At 35.9% G+C, this 15,889-nt stretch carries 8 protein-coding genes, 10 tRNA genes and 1 rRNA gene; all 19 read left to right on the forward strand.

The window, feature by feature from the left end; all coding sequences use genetic code 11:
- Positions 1-85, forward strand: a 5S ribosomal RNA gene (gene rrf / locus OZJ21_RS09865); the annotation flags it as partial.
- A gap of 5 nt (positions 86-90) precedes the next feature.
- Positions 91-163 (forward strand) — tRNA-Val (locus OZJ21_RS08705).
- 3 nt (positions 164-166) lie between these two features.
- A tRNA-Lys gene (locus OZJ21_RS08710) sits at positions 167-239 on the forward strand.
- A gap of 15 nt (positions 240-254) precedes the next feature.
- Positions 255-340: transfer RNA gene (locus OZJ21_RS08715), tRNA-Leu, on the forward strand.
- 8 nt (positions 341-348) lie between these two features.
- Positions 349-421 (forward strand) — tRNA-Thr (locus tag OZJ21_RS08720).
- Positions 422-425: 4 nt separating this feature from the next.
- Positions 426-497 (forward strand) — tRNA-Gly (locus OZJ21_RS08725).
- A 9-nt stretch (positions 498-506) separates the two neighbouring features.
- A tRNA-Leu gene (locus OZJ21_RS08730) sits at positions 507-592 on the forward strand.
- An 8-nt stretch (positions 593-600) separates the two neighbouring features.
- Positions 601-674, forward strand: a tRNA-Arg gene (locus OZJ21_RS08735).
- Between the two features lie 47 nt (positions 675-721).
- Positions 722-795 (forward strand) — tRNA-Arg (locus OZJ21_RS08740).
- Positions 796-799: 4 nt separating this feature from the next.
- Positions 800-873 (forward strand) — tRNA-Pro (locus tag OZJ21_RS08745).
- A 402-nt stretch (positions 874-1,275) separates the two neighbouring features.
- Positions 1,276-2,226 (forward strand): aspartate carbamoyltransferase catalytic subunit, encoded by a 951-nt coding sequence (locus OZJ21_RS08750; protein WP_087367019.1) that lies wholly within the window; start codon positions 1,276-1,278, stop codon positions 2,224-2,226.
- Positions 2,226-3,515: a dihydroorotase gene (locus OZJ21_RS08755; protein ID WP_003699711.1), complete on the forward strand. Its 1,290-nt coding sequence runs from the start codon at positions 2,226-2,228 to the stop codon at positions 3,513-3,515. The genes OZJ21_RS08750 and OZJ21_RS08755 overlap by 1 nt, the downstream gene beginning before the upstream one ends.
- Entirely contained in the window at positions 3,515-4,603 is a 1,089-nt protein-coding gene (locus OZJ21_RS08760; protein WP_003709212.1) for a carbamoyl phosphate synthase small subunit, read from the forward strand. Before OZJ21_RS08755 ends, OZJ21_RS08760 begins: the two co-directional genes overlap by 1 nt.
- A complete protein-coding gene (gene carB / locus OZJ21_RS08765; RefSeq protein ID WP_268857694.1) occupies positions 4,596-7,781 on the forward strand; it encodes a carbamoyl-phosphate synthase large subunit in 3,186 nt (1,061 codons plus the stop codon). Before OZJ21_RS08760 ends, carB begins: the two co-directional genes overlap by 8 nt.
- Positions 7,782-7,799: 18 nt before the next feature.
- On the forward strand, positions 7,800-8,744 hold the full coding sequence (locus OZJ21_RS08770; protein ID WP_011475575.1) for a dihydroorotate dehydrogenase: 945 nt from the start codon (positions 7,800-7,802) through the stop codon (positions 8,742-8,744).
- 36 nt (positions 8,745-8,780) lie between these two features.
- A tRNA-Pro gene (locus OZJ21_RS08775) sits at positions 8,781-8,854 on the forward strand.
- 191 nt (positions 8,855-9,045) lie between these two features.
- Positions 9,046-9,513 (forward strand): CtsR family transcriptional regulator, encoded by a 468-nt coding sequence (locus OZJ21_RS08780; protein WP_003701965.1) that lies wholly within the window; start codon positions 9,046-9,048, stop codon positions 9,511-9,513.
- A gap of 21 nt (positions 9,514-9,534) precedes the next feature.
- Positions 9,535-12,021, forward strand: a complete 2,487-nt coding sequence (locus OZJ21_RS08785) for an ATP-dependent Clp protease ATP-binding subunit (protein ID WP_201897352.1) — start codon at positions 9,535-9,537, stop codon at positions 12,019-12,021.
- Positions 12,022-12,275: 254 nt separating this feature from the next.
- Positions 12,276-15,875, forward strand: coding sequence for a DNA-directed RNA polymerase subunit beta (rpoB, locus tag OZJ21_RS08790; RefSeq protein ID WP_003707088.1), 3,600 nt, complete (start codon positions 12,276-12,278; stop codon positions 15,873-15,875).
- Positions 15,876-15,889: the final 14 nt, after the last annotated feature.

Here is a 15,889-nt window from a genome sequence, read left to right on the forward strand (position 1 = left end):
TCCCATTCCGAACACAGAAGTTAAGCTTCGTAACGCCGAGAGTAGTTAGAGGAACGCCTCTTGCGAGGGTAGGAAGTCGCCGTGCGATATGGAGGATTAGCTCAGCTGGGAGAGCATCTGCCTTACAAGCAGGGGGTCACAGGTTCGAACCCTGTATCCTCCATATGAGTCGTTAGCTCAGTCGGTAGAGCATCTGACTTTTAATCAGAGGGTCGACAGTTCGAGCCTGTCACGACTCATTTATTGCCTTTTTTGCGGGTGTGGCGGAACTGGCAGACGCGCTAGATTTAGGTTCTAGTGTCTTTATGACGTGGGGGTTCAAGTCCCTTCACCCGCACCATTTATGAAGCCGACTTAGCTCAGCTGGCAGAGCATCTGTCTTGTAAACAGGGGGTCGGAGGTTCGAATCCTCTAGTCGGCATAATGCGGAAGTAGTTCAGTGGTAGAACACCACCTTGCCATGGTGGGGGTCGCGGGTTCGAATCCCGTCTTCCGCTTTTAATTTTGCCGGGGTGGCGGAACTGGCAGACGCACAGGACTTAAAATCCTGCGGTGAGTGATCACCGTACCGGTTCGATTCCGGTCCTCGGCATTATTAATGCACCCATAGCGCAACTGGATAGAGTGTCTGACTACGAATCAGAAGGTTGCAGGTTCGACTCCTGCTGGGTGCATTGCGTTAACTGAATATATTTCAGTTTTTTTATTTTGTATAGTTTTTGCATCCATAGCGCAACTGGATAGAGTGTCTGACTACGAATCAGAAGGTTGCAGGTTCGACTCCTGCTGGATGCATTATCGGGAAGTAGCTCAGTTTGGTAGAGCACCTGGTTTGGGACCAGGGGGTCGCAGGTTCGAATCCTGTCTTCCCGATTTTTTTAATTTCTGATATAGCTAAAATGAGAGATCGAAGAATCTCTCATTTTTTATCTTGACATTAACTTTGTTTTAAAGTATCCTTAGTTACAGCAATAAACCTTTAAGAATAGTCCAGAGAGGCTAAGAAGGAAGCGTCTTTTTTAAGAGCTCGGATAAAGTATACTGATTGAAGCATAGTTAATTACTGTGATCTTCTATTTATACCTACACTTAGTTTGGACAATTCTAAACTAAGTGTTTTTTTATAGGTTATTGTATAATAAACCATTTAATTGTTTCCAGAGAGTGCAAAAAGGTTTTATAAGATGCGATATAACTGTATACAAATGGATGTCGTATAAACTTTTACCCCGGAAATGATTATTTCCGGGGTATTTTTTGTTAAGGAGAAAAAAGATGGATAAATTATTAAGTCTAAATAATTTCGTTTCAGTTGAAAATTTAGAAAATGAAGATGTTGAAAAATTAATTAAAAGAGCAGAATATTTTAAGAATGGTGGGGAAGCTCCTCATTTGAACAAAGAAGTATATGTTGCTAATTTATTCTTCGAAAATTCAACTAGAACACATACAAGTTTTGAAATGGCAGAAAGAAAATTAGGATTAACAGTTATTCCTTTTGATCCAGGTCATTCTTCTGTAAATAAAGGAGAAACTTTATATGATACATTATTAACACTTGGGGCTCTTGGAGTAGATTTATCCGTTATTAGACATTCAGAAAATAATTATTACGAAAAATTGATTAATTTAAATCCCGATCAACATTTAAACATGGGAATTATAAATGGTGGTGATGGAAGTGGACAACATCCATCACAATGCATGTTAGATATTATGACTATTCACGAACAGTTTGGAGCTTTTAAAGGATTAAAAGTTGTGATTGTTGGAGATTTAAAGAATTCAAGAGTAGCGAGAAGTAATATGCAATTACTAACTAGATTAGGTGCAAAAGTATACTTCTCAGGACCTGAATATTGGTATAGTTCAGAATTTGATAAATATGGGGAATATGCACCACTAGATGAATTAATTGAAAATATGGATGTTGTGATGTTATTAAGAGTTCAACATGAACGTCATGACGGTGATAAAAATGAAAAATTATTTTCAGAAACTGAGTACCATAAATTGTATGGACTTGATGAAAAGCGTTACAATAAATTAAAGAAGGATGCAATTATTATGCATCCAGGTCCTGTAAACCGTGGTGTAGAATGGGCAGATGAATTAGTTGAAGCACCTAAGTCAAGATACGTAACACAAATGAAAAATGGTGTATTTATGCGTATGGCAATGATTGAAGCTGTAATGAGAGGTCGAAAGTTAGGGGGACTAGAATAATGGCAACATTAATTAAAAATGGAAATCTTTACCAAGCTGGAAGAATTTATCAAGCTGATGTCTTAATTGAAGATGGGAAAATTAAGGCAATTGGTAAGAATTTATCAGATGTAGTAAAAGAAAATTTAGTAGAAATTGACGCAACTAATAAACTAGTTGCACCAGGGTTAGTTGATGTTCATGTTCATTATAGAGATCCAGGATTTACATATAAAGAAACTATTCATACTGGAAGTTTAGCAGCTGCACATGGTGGATATACTACAGTTTGTGCAATGCCTAATCTTGATCCAGTACCTGATACACCCGAATTGGTAGAGAAAATGTGTTCCCGTAATCAAGAAGATGGTGTTGTTAAAGTTAAACAATACGGTTCGATAACTCATGGTCTAAAAAGTGAGGAATTAGTTGATTTTGATGGAATGAAAAAAGCTGGTGCATTTGCTTTTAGTAATGATGGATCTGGTGTTCAAACTGCAGGAACAATGTATCAAGCAATGAAATCAGCAGCTGCTTTAAATATGGCGATTGTAGCACATGTGGAAGATAATTCATTATTATTCGGTGGTGTTATGAATGCAGGAAAGAGAGCTGAAGAATTAGGATTACCAGGTATCCTAGGCATTAGCGAATCTTCACAAATTGCTCGTGACTTACTTTTAGCCAAAGAGACTGGAGTTCATTACCATGTATGTCATGTGTCTACTAAAGAAAGTGTTGAATTAGTTAGATTGGCCAAACAACATAAAATAAATGTAACATGTGAAGTATCGCCACATCATTTACTACTAGCAGATGTCGATATTCCTGGAAATGATCCTTATTATAAGATGAATCCACCATTAAGAGGTGTAGAAGATAGACAAGCTTTAATTGATGGTTTGTTAGACGGAACAATTGATATGATTGCTACAGATCATGCTCCACATAGCATTGACGAAAAAACTGGTGATATGCGAGAGGCATCATTTGGTATTACTGGTAGTGAAACAGCATTTGCAATGTTGTATACCAAATTTGTCAAAACAGGAATCTTCACACTGGAACAATTATTACAATGGATGAGTATTAATCCTGCTGAAAAATTTGGAATGGAAGATGCCGGAGAATTATTACCAGGAAAGAGTGCAGACTTAGCAATCTTTGATTTAAATAAAGAATATGTCATAAAAGAGGAAGATTATTTATCTAAGGGAATAAATACACCTTTTACAGGCGAAAAAGTGTATGGTCAAACAGTTTTAACTATGGTAGATGGGCAAAAAGTATACCAAAAGGAGGAAAAGTAATGAAACGCTATTTGATTTTAGATGATGGCTCTGTTTTTGAAGGTGAAGGATTTGGAGCAAAAAGAACTTCTTTTGGTGAAGTAGTTTTTACTACCGGTATGACAGGATATCAAGAAGCTGTTACTGATCAGTCATATGCCAATCAGATTTTAGTTTTCACTAACCCATTAATTGGTAACTATGGGGTGAACTTAGATGATTTTGAATCCTTGGAACCAAATTGTCAGGGTGTTGTTTGTCGTGAGGTTGCTAGAGTTTCAACTAATTGGCGCAAACAAGAAAGTTTTCCAGAATTTTTAGAAGAAATGAATATTCCAGGAATTAGTGGTATTGACACACGTGCATTAACCAAACTCTTACGTTCACACGGAACAATGAAAGGTATGTTAGTTGATGCTGAAGTTGACATTGAGGAAGCAAAACAAAGATTACATAATACAGAAATAACCAGTCAAATGGTAGCTGAAGTGTCTACAAGTAAAGCATATCCAAATCCTGGTAATAAGCGAAACGTTGTTTTAGTAGACTATGGGGTTAAGCATAGTATTTTACGTGAGTTGGCTGCACGTGATTGTAACACAATTGTTTTACCTTATACGGCCACAGCTAAAGATATTTTAAGACTTAAGCCAGATGGAGTATTACTATCTAATGGACCTGGTGATCCAATTATGATGGAAAATGCAGTTGAAATGGTCAAAGAAATTGAGGGGAAATTGCCAGTGTTTGGTATCTGCCTGGGTCACCAAATCTTGTCATTAGCAAATGGAGCTAAAACATTTAAGATGAAATTTGGTCATAGAGGCTTTAACCATCCAGTAAAAGAAATTGCTACAGGTAAGATAATGTTTACCTCACAAAATCATGGGTATGCAGTAGATCCAGATTCCATTGAAGGAACAGATTTAATTGTTACACATACAGAAATTAACGACGGAACCGTAGAAGGTGTTAAGCACAAGTATTATCCAGCATTCTCCGTGCAATTCCATCCAGATGCAGCACCTGGACCACTTGATGCAATAGATATTTTTGATGATTTTATGCAAATTATTGATCAAAGAAAGGAAGAGAGAAACAATGCCTAAAAGAACAGATGTCCACAAAATAATGGTGATTGGTTCAGGTCCAATTATTATCGGTCAAGCAGCAGAATTTGATTATTCTGGAACACAAGCTTGTTTGGCTTTACGTGAAGAAGGATATGAAGTAGTTTTAGTAAACTCCAATCCTGCTACTATCATGACAGATACAGAAATTGCCGACAAGGTATATATTGAGCCATTAACAGTTGAATCAGTTTCTCGAATCATTCGTCAAGAATTTCCAGATGCAATTTTACCTACTTTAGGTGGTCAAATTGGTTTGAATTTAGCAATCGCATTGGCTAAAACTGGAATTTTAGAAGAATTAGGAATAAAGCTTCTAGGAACGCAATTAGATGCAATTGATCAAGCTGAAGACAGACAAAGATTTAAGGACTTAATGCAAGAATTAAATGAACCAGTTCCAGACTCAAAGACTGTTGAAACTGTGCAAGAAGCTTTAGATTTTGCAGCTGAAATTGGATATCCTGTTATTGTTCGTCCTGCATTTACGATGGGAGGAACTGGTGGCGGATTGTGTGATAATCCTGAACAATTAAAGGAAATAGTAGCCAACGGTCTAGAACTTTCACCAGCAACTCAATGTTTGATTGAAAAATCAATTATGGGTTACAAAGAAATTGAATTTGAAGTAATGAGAGACGCTGACAATAATGCGATGGTAGTATGTTCAATGGAAAACTTTGATCCAGTTGGTATACATACAGGTGATTCTATCGTGTTTGCTCCAACTCAAACTTTATCAGATAGAGAATATCAAATGTTGCGTAATTGCTCTTTGAAATTAATAAGAGCATTGAAAATTGAAGGTGGATGTAATGTTCAATTAGCTTTGGATCCTAATAGTTATAGATACTATGTTATTGAGGTAAATCCTCGTGTATCACGTTCATCAGCATTAGCTTCTAAAGCAACAGGTTATCCTATTGCTAAATTAGCAGCTAAGATTGCCGTAGGATTGACACTGGATGAAATTAAAAATCCTGTTACAGGAACAACATTTGCTGAATTTGAACCTGCTCTTGACTATGTTGTTGCTAAGATTCCACGTTGGCCATTTGATAAATTTACTCGTGCAAATCGTCGTTTAGGTACTCAAATGAAGGCAACTGGTGAAGTAATGGCTATTGGACGTAGTGCTCAAGAAGCTTTACAAAAAGCAGTTCGCTCATTAGAAATTGACGAAAAAGATTTAATTTCTGCTAAAGCACAATCTGCAACTGATGATGAAGTAGAAGAAAAATTATTCCACGCACAAGATGACAGACTATTTTATATAGCAGAAGCATTTCGTAGAGGTTACACAATTGAAGAAGTACACGAATTAACCAAGATTAATTTGTATTACTTAGATATTGTAAAGCAAATTGTAGAGTTAGAAAGTAAACTTTCTCAAAATAAAGAAGATTTAGACGTTTTAAAACATGCAAAACGTTACGGATATAGTGATTATACAATTGCTAAGTTATGGGGCACTACAGAAGATGAAGTAAGAAATTTACGTAAAGAACATAAATTGCTACCTGTTTACAAGATGGTAGATACTTGTGCAGCAGAATTTGATTCAAGTACACCTTATTTCTATAGCTCATATGATTTAGAAAATGAAAGTAAAAAATCTGATAAAAAATCAGTGCTTGTAATAGGTTCAGGTCCTATTAGAATTGGCCAAGGTGTAGAATTTGACTATGCAACTGTACACAGTGTTAAGGCTATCCAAAAATTAGGATATGAAGCAATTGTAATGAATTCTAATCCTGAAACAGTATCAACGGATTTCTCGATTTCTGATAAATTGTATTTCGAACCTTTAACACTTGAAGATGTTTTAAATGTGATTGATTTAGAACAACCAATGGGAGTAATTGTACAATTTGGTGGGCAAACAGCGATTAACTTAGCCGCTGGATTAAAAGCACATGGTGTAAAGATTTTAGGTACAACAGTTGAAGATCTAGATAGAGCTGAAGATAGAGAACTATTTGACCAAACAATTAAGAATTTAGGATTGAAACAACCAATTGGTAAAACAGCAACTACTCAAGAACAAGTTATTGCTTGTGCAGAAGAAATTGGCTATCCAGTATTAGTTCGTCCAAGTTATGTTTTAGGTGGTCGTGCTATGGAAATTGTTAATAATGAACAAGAGTTATTAGATTATTTAGCACAAAATGCTCCTGCAGAAATTGATCACCCAATTCTCGTAGATGCTTACTTGTCAGGTCTAGAATGTGAAGTAGATGCGATTTGTGATGGTAAAGACGTATTACTTCCAGGTATTATGGAACATATTGAACATGCTGGCGTTCACAGCGGAGACTCTATGGCTGTTTATCCACCTCAAAGTTTTGATGAAAATATAAAGCAACAAATTGTGGATGCAACTGAAAAGTTAGCTGTCGCATTAAAGTGTGTTGGTATTATGAATATTCAATTTATTATCCATAACAATGAAGCATATGTGTTAGAAGTAAATCCTCGTGCTAGTCGAACTGTACCATTCTTAAGTAAGATTACTGGAATTGAAATGGCACAAGTTGCAACAAGAGTAATTCTAGGAGAATCATTAGCAGAACAAGGATATCAAAGTGGTTTATATCGTGAAAGTGATATGGTACATGTTAAAGCACCAGTATTCTCATTTAGTAAGTTAGCAGATGTTGATAGCTTCTTAGGACCTGAAATGAAGTCTACAGGTGAAGTTATGGGTAGTGACTACACCTTTGAAAAAGCACTGTATAAAGCATTTACAGGTGCTAAGATGGAATTACCAGATAATGGAAATGTACTATTAACAATTGAAGATAAAGATAAGGATGCTGTATTACCACTTGCTAAGAGATTTAGTAAGATAGGTTATCGTATGTTCGCAACTGAAGGAACAAGTCAATTTTTACGTGAAAATGGTTTGTTTGTACAAACTGTAGATAAGTTAGGTAAAGATACTGGTAATGAAACTTCATTACATGATTTGATCGTTAATGATGGTGTTGATTTAGTAATCAATACTATGAGTCATGATCAAGAAGTAGCATCGGATGGATTTGTAATCCGTCAATTAGCTATCGAGCATAATATTGCATTGCTAACATCATTAAATACAGCAGATGCATTATTAAAAGCACTTGAAAATCGTTCATTTGCTACTAACTCACTTTAATTAATGGAGGAATTTATCATGGAAACAAAAAAATTGGCAGTATCATTGCCTGGACTAGAATTAAAAAATCCTATCATGCCTGCTAGTGGGACTTTTGGCTTCGGCGATGTTCCAAGTGCTAATAAATATTCTTTGGATACATTAGGAGCATTGGTTATAAAAACTACTACTCCAGAAGCTAGAACCGGGAATCCTGATCCTAAAATTTCAGTAATTGAAGATGGAGTCTTAAATGCAGTTGGTCTTACTAATCCTGGTGTAGATGTAGTAGTGTCTGAAAAGTTACCAGCTTTAAGAGAAAAATATCCTGAACTACCAATAATTGGAAGTGTTGGTGGAGCAACAGAAGATGATTATGTTGAAGTAGCTACTAAATTGTCACAATCAGGAATGGTTAATGCATTAGAGTTGAATATATCTTGTCCTAATGTTCATGAAGGTGGTATGGCATTTGGAACTGTTCCAGAAGTTGCTGAAAGATTAACAAAGAAAGTTAAGGAAGTTTCAACAGTTCCTGTTTATGTAAAACTCTCACCTAATGTAACAGATATAGTGGCTATTGCTAAAGCTGTGGAGCGTGGTGGAGCAGATGGAATAAGCATGATTAATACAGTTTTAGGAATGCACATAGATGTAGCGTCAGGTAAACCAGTACTTGGTAACATTATGGGTGGTTTATCTGGGAAAGCTGTAAAAGCAATTGCGATTAGAATGATCTATCAAGTCGCTCAAAATACTGATTTGCCAATTATTGGGATGGGCGGGGTAGAAACAGTAGATGATGTCTTAGAGATGTATATGGCTGGTGCTTCAGCTGTTGCTGTTGGAACTGCACATTTCCATGATTCTATGATTTGTCCACATTTGATTGAAGAACTTCCAAAGAGAATGGAAGAATTGGGAATTGAAAGCCTTGAGGAATTACGTTTAAATGTGAAAAAACGTGGAGCGTTCAAGCTTTAATAAGTAAAAATAAAGTAATATAATGGAATCTGTACTCGGAAAATAGCTCAGCTTGGTAGAGCACATCGTTCGGGACGATGGGGTCGCAAGTTCGAATCTTGTTTTTCCGATAGGATTCTAAAAAAACACAATATTGTTAAACTCTCTTTGAGTAGAGTAGGGATTAAAAAATTCTTGCACTACTTTAAAGAGAGTTTTTTGATTGTTAATAGATACTAAATTTTTGCATTTGTTGCCGAAATTCATTTATAATAGACTAAAAGTCAATGTAGGTCAAACCTACAAGAGAGGATGGAGAATTATGCAGAACCGTAACATTTCAGATATTATTGAACAATATTTGAAAGATATATTGGCTGATTCAAGAAGAATTGAAATAAAGCGGTCTGAGATTGCACAGCAATTTGACTGTGTTCCATCACAAATTAATTATGTAATAAAAACTCGTTTTACTTTGAAAAATGGCTATGTTGTTAAAAGTAAACGTGGCGGTGGCGGCTATATTCGGATTGTAAAAGTAGATTTGGCAGAGAATCAGTCTGTTTTAGATGATTTGATTTCTGCAATTGGCACTGAAATTACAGAAAACCAGGCTTACCAATTAATTAGTAGTTTATACGAGGATGGCGTCTTTTCTAGAAAAGAAGCAAATTATGTCTTAGCTGCTATTAGCCGACAAGCTTTGGATTTGCCGACTGCTGAAATGGAAAATATGATTCGCGCAAGGATTTTGGTAAGTATCTTAAATCAATTGAGATGCGAAGAATAGAAGGGAGTAATGGTTATGGCTATGGAAGAAAGGTATACACCGAGTGCTAAACAAGTATTAGTTCTTGCACAACAACAAGCTAATTACTTCAAGCATCAAGCAATAGGAACAGAGCATTTACTTTTAGCACTAACAATGGAGAAAAATGGCGTAGCTGCTAAAGTATTACAAAGTTTTGTAGTAACTGAAGTAGATGTGCGAGAAGAAATTGAACATATCGTAGGATACGGTAATTTACAACGTAGAGGCGCTGATACTTATTTACCATATTCCCCAAGGACTCGTTATGTATTAGAGCGTGCTAGAGAACATGCTAAACTTTTTAATGTTGAAAAGGTAGGAACAGAACATATTTTGTTAGCACTATTAGAAGATGATAAAACTATTTCTTCACGTATTCTAGCAGCTCTGAATATTGATTTACGTAAGGTGAAAAATATTACCTATCGTACAATGGGTGTAGATGCAACAACAGCTAATAGAACACGTAAGAAATTAGCGTTATCAGAAAAGAAACAGGATAATGGTACACCTACGTTAGATGAATTAGCACGTGATTTGACAGAAATGGTGCGTAAAGATCAAATTGATCCAGTAGTTGGTAGAGATAATGAAATTAAGCGTGTTGTTCAAATTTTAAGTAGAAGGACAAAGAATAATCCAGTTCTTTTGGGAGAACCAGGTGTAGGTAAAACAGCTGTTGCAGAAGGATTTTCACAAAAGATTGTAAATGGTGAAGTTCCTGATAATTTGAAGAATAAGCGTGTAATGATGCTTGATATGGGATCTTTGGTTGCTGGAACAAAATATCGTGGTGAATTTGAAGATCGATTAAAGAAGATTATTGAAGAAATTCGTGAAGATGGCAATGTTATTTTATTCATTGATGAAATGCATACTCTAATAGGCGCGGGTGGTGCTGAAGGCGCGATAGATGCTTCCAATATTTTAAAACCAGCATTAGCGCGTGGTGAAGTACAAGTAATAGGTGCAACAACTTTAAATGAATATCAAAAATATGTTGAAGCTGATGCAGCTTTGGAAAGACGCTTTGCTAGTGTGACAATCAATGAGCCAACCCCAGAAGTAGCGTTGACAATTCTAAAAGGATTACGTCCTAAATATGAAAAACATCATCAACTTCAAATTACAGATGAGGCATTAGAGAGTGCAGTTAAGTTAAGTAAAAGATATATTGCTTCAAGATTTTTACCTGACAAGGCAATTGATTTAATGGATGAGGCTGCTGCTAGAGTAAGAATTAATAATGCACAAAAAGTGGACAAAGTTTCTGCAATAAAGAAGAAATTATCAGAGCTTTCCCAAGAGAAGACAGAAGCGTTGTTAAAAGAAGATTTTGAAAAAGCTGCAGAAATCAGAAATGAAGAATTAAAGATTCAAGAAAGGCTTGAAAAGCAAATCCAACGTGACAAAGATGAAGAGGATAGCAATAACTATCGTGTAAAAGTTACGGCTGAAGATATTGCAGAAGTTGTTTCTGAATGGACTGGTGTTCCAGTAACTCAAATTAATCGTTCTGAAGGAGACCGACTAATTAGATTAGAAAAGATATTGCATAATCGAGTTATAGGACAAGATGAAGCTGTTAAAGCAGTAAGTAAAGCGATAAGAAGAGCAAGAAGTGGTTTGAAGGATCCTACAAGACCAATTGGCTCATTTATGTTCTTAGGTCCTACAGGTGTAGGTAAAACTGAATTAGCTAAAGCTTTAGCAGAAGCTATGTTTGGCTCAGAGGATTCAATGATTAGAATTGATATGAGTGAATATATGGAGAAATACACAACTAGTCGTTTAATTGGATCTCCTCCTGGATACGTAGGATATGATGAAGGCGGACAATTAACTGAAAAGGTTAGAAATAATCCTTATTCAGTAGTATTATTAGATGAAGTTGAAAAAGCTCATAATGATGTTTTCAATATCTTGTTACAAGTATTAGATGATGGATTTTTAACTGATTCTAAAGGTAGAAAGGTAGACTTCAGAAATACAATTATCATTATGACATCTAACTTAGGTGCTACAGCCTTACGCGATGAAAAATCAGTAGGTTTTGGTGCAAAAGATGTCAGCGATGATTATGAAGCAATGGCAGCAAAAGTTAGAGAAACATTGAAGAAGACTTTTAGACCAGAATTCTTGAATCGTCTTGACGAAACTGTTGTATTCCATTCGCTTAATAAAGAAGAAATTCATCAAATTGTTAAATTGATGGCTAAGAATATTATAGATAGGATTAAAGAGCAAAATATTAATCTGAAAATTACCCCTGCAGCAATAGATATAGTTGCAGAAGCTGGATTTGATGCTGAATATGGTGCTCGTCCTATTAGACGTGTCCTTCAAGATAAGATAGAGGACTTACTAAGTGAAGAATTATTAGCAGGTAATATCGAAACTGGAGCAACAGTAACAATAGGTGCTAAAAAAGGTGAAATAACGATAAAAGTTAAGAATCCAGTAGCTGCAGAAAAAATAAATAGTTAATAGTTATATTTAGTATTGACAAATACTGAATATCCATTTAAAATATATAAATGCGAAAAACTGTGAATTGATTGTTTGTTATGATATATTGTCCATAGCAGACTTGATAAAAGCAAAAATAGTATGAAGCAAATTTAATTTGTCTCTGTCTGTTTTTGCTTTTTTTTGCCAAAAAACCGGTAAAAATAAAAATTGTAATAAAATTGTAATAAAATTGTAATAAATTAATCGAGTCACAGCAAATTTTTTGAGAGGTGAACAACTTGGCAGGACACTTAGTAAAATACGGTAAACACCGTGTACGTAGAAGTTACTCGCGAATTAAAGAAGTTCTTGATCTACCTAACTTGATTGAAGTTCAAACTGATTCTTACAAGTGGTTTTTAGATGAAGGTCTTCGTGAAATGTTTGATGACATTATGCCAATTGAAGATTTTCAAGGTAAATTATCACTTGAATTTGTAGATTATCAACTTTTAGAACCAAAGTATACAGTTGAAGAAGCACGTCAACATGATGCTAATTATTCAGCACCATTACATGTTACTTTACGCTTAATCAACCATGAAACTGGTGAAATTAAGTCACAAGATGTATTCTTTGGCGATTTCCCATTGATGACTAAGCAAGGTACATTCATTATTAACGGGGCAGAACGTGTTATTGTTTCACAATTAGTTCGTTCTCCAGGTGTATACTTCAACTCCGAATTAGATAAGAATGGTCGTACTAACTACGGTACAACTGTAATTCCTAATCGTGGGGCTTGGTTAGAATATGAAACAGATGCAAAGAATGTAGCATATGTACGTATTGATCGTACTCGTAAAATTCCATTAACAGAACTTATCCGTGCTTTGGGATACGGTTCTGATAATGAAATTGTAGAAATTTTAGGATCTAATAGCGATAGCTTGATGCTTACTTTGGAAAAAGATGTACATAAGAATATGGATGATTCTCGTGTAGAAGAATCTTTGAAAGATATTTATGAACGTCTACGTCCAGGTGAACCAAAGACTGCTGATTCATCACGTAGTTTGTTAACAGCTCGTTTCTTTGATCCAAAGCGCTATGATTTAGCACCTGTTGGTCGTTATAAGATTAACAAGAAGTTAGATTTAAAGACACGCTTATTGAATTTAACTGTTGCAGAAACATTAGCTGATCCTGATACAGGCGAAATTATTGTAAATAAGGATGAAGTTATTGATAAGCAAGTTATGGATAAATTAGCTCCATACTTAGCAAGAGATGACTTCAAGACATTTACTTTCCATCCATCTGAAGAAGGTGTTGTTCAAGAACCAATGACTCTTCAAATTGTGAAAGTATATTCACCAAAGGATCCAGAAAAGGTAGTAAATGTTATTGGTAATGCAAATGTTGATATCCAATTCAAGCACATTACACCAGCTGATATAGTAGCTTCCATGAACTACTTCTTCAATTTACAAGAAGGTATGGGTTCAACAGATGATATTGACCACTTGGGTAACCGTCGTACTCGCTCTGTAGGTGAATTATTACAAAACCAATTTAGAATTGGTTTATCACGTATGGAACGTGTTGTACGTGAACGTATGTCAATTCAAGATACATCAACTGTTACACCACAACAATTGATTAATATTCGTCCAGTTGTTGCTTCAATTAAAGAATTCTTCGGAAGTTCTCAATTGTCCCAATTCATGGACCAAACTAATCCATTGGGTGAATTGTCTCATAAACGTCGTTTCTCTGCTTTGGGACCTGGTGGTTTGACTCGTGACCGTGCTGGATACGAAGTTCGTGATGTTCACTATACACACTATGGTCGTATGTGTCCTATCGAAACTCCTGAAGGTCCTAACATTGGTTTGATCAACAGTTTATCTTCTTATGCTCGTATTAATAAGTATGGTTTTGTTGAAACACCATATCGTCGTGTATCTTGGAAAACACATAAAGTTACAGATAAAATTGACTACTTAACAGCTGATGAAGAAGATAATTACGTTATCGCACAAGCTAACTCACCATTAAATGATGATGGTTCCTTTGTTGATGATGTAGTTATGGCTCGTAAGAAAGATGATGACGTTGAAATTTCAACTGAAAAAGTTGACTACATGGACGTTTCACCTAAACAAGTAGTTGCTGTTGCTACAGCATGTATTCCTTTCTTGGAAAACGATGACTCTAACCGTGCTTTGATGGGTGCTAACATGCAACGTCAGGCTGTTCCTTTGATTAAGCCGCATGCACCATTAGTTGGTACAGGTATTGAATACAAAGCTGCACATGACTCTGGGGTAGCATTGATTTCTGAACATGAAGGTACAGTTGAATATGTAGATGCTCGTGAAATTAGAGTTCGCCGTGACGATGGTTCTTTGGACAAGTATAAATTGATGAAATTCCATCGTTCTAATGGTGGTAAGAACTATAACCAAACACCAATTGTACGTGTTGGAGACAGAGTAGATGCTGATGAAGTATTAGCTGACGGACCAGCTATGGAAAATGGAGAATTGGCTTTAGGTCAAAATCCATTGATTGCATTTATGACATGGGATGGTTATAACTTCGAAGATGCTATCGCAATTAACGAACGTTTAGTTAAAGAAGATGTTTATACATCTATTCATATTGAAGAACATGAATCTGAAGCTCGTGATACTAAATTAGGACCTGAAGAAATCACACGTGAAATTCCTAATGTTGGTGAAGATGCTCTTAAGAACCTTGACGAATTTGGTATTATCCGTATTGGTGCTGAAGTAAAAGATGGAGATATTTTAGTTGGTAAAGTAACTCCTAAAGGTGTAACAGAATTATCTGCAGAAGAAAGATTGTTACATGCTATCTTCGGTGAAAAAGCACGTGAAGTTCGTGATACATCATTACGTGTTCCTCACGGTGCAGGTGGTATTGTTCAAGACGTTAAAATCTTTACTCGTGAAGGTGGAGATGAATTATCCCCAGGTGTAAATATGATGGTTCGTGTTTACATTGCTCAAAAACGTAAGTTACAAGTTGGGGATAAGATGGCTGGACGTCACGGTAATAAAGGTACTGTTTCTGTTGTTATTCCAGAAGAAGATATGCCATTTATGCCTGATGGTACTCCAATCGATATCATGCTTTCTCCAATGGGTGTGCCTTCCCGTATGAACATCGGACAAGTTTTGGATCTTCACTTAGGTATGGCTGCTCGTAAATTAGGTATTCACGTAGCTTCACCAGTTTTCGATGGTGCTCGTGATGAAGATATTTGGAGTGCATTACAAGAAGCTGGATTACCTGGCGATGGTAAGACTGTTTTATATGATGGACGTACAGGTGAAGCATTCGATAACCGTATAGCAGTTGGTGTTATGTACTACCTTAAACTTGCACATATGGTTGACGATAAGATTCATGCTCGTTCAATTGGACCTTACTCATTAGTTACACAACAACCACTTGGTGGTAAGGCACAATTTGGTGGACAACGTTTTGGTGAAATGGAAGTTTGGGCATTAGAAGCTTATGGTGCTGCTTACACACTGCAAGAAATTTTGACTTACAAATCTGATGATGTTGTTGGACGTGTTAAGACTTATGAAGCTATCGTTAAGGGCGAACCAATTCCAAAACCAGGTGTTCCTGAATCATTCCGTGTTCTTGTTAAAGAATTACAAGCATTAGGTATGGATATGAAAGTTCTTGATGCTGATAAGAATGAAATTGAATTACGTGATATGGATGACGAAGACGATGATATTGTTAACGTTGATGCATTGAAGAAATTCGCAAAGGAACAAGAAGAAAAGAAAGCTAAAGAAGCAGAACAAGAAACTGCTGAAAAAGAAGAAACTAAGACAGAATAGACAATTATAAGAAA

It is taken from the genome of Ligilactobacillus sp. UO.C109 (genome assembly GCF_026847815.1).
In the GTDB taxonomy this organism is placed as follows: Bacteria; Bacillota; Bacilli; order Lactobacillales; family Lactobacillaceae; genus Ligilactobacillus; species Ligilactobacillus salivarius.